This window comes from Geminisphaera colitermitum TAV2 (genome assembly GCF_000171235.2).
Lineage (GTDB): Bacteria > Verrucomicrobiota > Verrucomicrobiia > Opitutales > Opitutaceae > Geminisphaera > Geminisphaera colitermitum.
This window is the reverse complement of record NZ_ABEA03000131.1, coordinates 1-798: the sequence shown is the minus strand read 5'-3', so window position 1 is coordinate 798 and position 798 is coordinate 1. Positions and strand designations below refer to the sequence as shown.

General features: G+C 71.8%; 1 protein-coding gene and 1 pseudogene. Both read left to right on the top strand.

Features of this window, described 5'->3' with window-relative positions; translation table 11 throughout:
* A partial coding sequence (thiM, locus tag OBACDRAFT_RS15700; protein ID WP_043587222.1) for a hydroxyethylthiazole kinase occupies window positions 1-581 on the top strand: 581 nt, incomplete at its 5' end.
* Window positions 565-798 (top strand): annotated as a pseudogene (locus OBACDRAFT_RS15695) (thiamine phosphate synthase); the annotation flags it as partial. The gene thiM and the pseudogene OBACDRAFT_RS15695, both read left to right, overlap by 17 nt.

Sequence of the window (798 nt, the reverse complement as noted above, 5' to 3'; positions counted from 1 at the left end):
CCCTCGCCGCCGCCTCCGCCGCCCGCCGCCCCTGGGTGCTCGACCCCGTAGCCGTCGGCCCGCTCGACATCCGCACCCGCTTCGCTCGCGAAATCACCTCCCCCCCCCCCCCCCTCACTCCGCCCACACTCATCCGCGGCAACGCCTCCGAGATCATCGCCCTCGCCGGCCAGTCTGGACGTGGACGCGGCGTTGACAGCGGCGACGCCACCGAGACGGCCCTCGCCGCCGCCCGCCAACTCGCCGCCCGAACCCACGGAGCCGTCCTCGTCACCGGCCCCACCGACTACGCGACCGACGGTGTCCGCACCCTTGCCATCGACAACGGTCACCCGCTCATGACGCGCGTCACCGGCGTCGGCTGCGCCATGAGCGCCCTCGCCGCCGCCTGCGCCGCCGTAGCCGATTCCCCACTACAAGCCGCCGCCGCCACTGCCGTCCTCATGGGACTCGCCGGCGACCTCGCCGCCACCCGCGCCACCCGCCCCGGCTCCTTCCAGATCGCGCTCCTCGACGCGCTCGACGAACTCGACACCGCGATTACCCAAAGCCACGGCAAACTTCATGCCGTCTCCGCCTGACCCCTCCCCCCCCCCCGCACCGCCAGCCATTTCAATGCATCCAAAAACCGACTACACCCTTTATCTCGTCACCGACGCCCCCGTCCGCTACCAGCCCGGCGGTGATCGAGCCGCGCTTCTCCAATCAGTTGAGGACGCCGTCGCGGGAGGGGCGACCATCGTGCAATACCGCGCCACCGAAGGCACCCGGCGCGAACACTACGAAACCGCCCGCGCC